1 protein-coding gene is annotated in these 476 nt (G+C 69.3%); it reads left to right on the top strand.

The annotated features are described in order from the left end of the window. On the top strand, positions 1-446 hold a 446-nt coding region (locus tag AC0VY3_RS36325; RefSeq protein ID WP_475551815.1), incomplete at its 5' end, for an alpha/beta hydrolase. Positions 447-476 lie beyond the last annotated feature (30 nt).

Raw genomic sequence — 476 nt, 5'->3', positions numbered from 1 at the left:
AAGGCTGGCAGCAGATGGTGGCGAGCTCCGGAAACCTCCGCAGCGCTGAGGCCGCCGGCGAGCCCGCGACGACGTTCGCCGTGCTTCCAGAGACGGCCGACGCCGACACCCCCGCCCCGACGGCCGAGTTCGTCGACTACTACAAGACGCCCCGCGGCATGCACCCGCGCTCCACCGGAGACATGGTCGTGCGCAGCGCGGACCTCCTCGACCAGTTCGACTCCTTCGCAGACGTCGCCAAGATCGCGCCTCGCCCGCTGCTCATGATCGCCGGCACCGAGGCTGTCACCCGTGGGTTCTCCGACAAGGCCGTCGCCGACAGCCCCGGCAACGCCGAGCTGTTCCTTGTCGACGGCGCCACCCACGTCGACCTGTACGACCGCGACGAGCACGTGACTCCTGCCGTCGCCAAGCTGGTCGAGTTCTTCAGCAAGCACCTCGCCTGAGTCGGTGAGCCTGTGTGGGCAAGGGGCGGG

It is taken from the genome of Streptomyces sp. iso_384 (genome assembly GCF_056172905.1).
The sequence above is the reverse complement of the archived record's forward strand: the minus strand, read 5'-3'. Positions and strand labels throughout refer to the sequence as shown.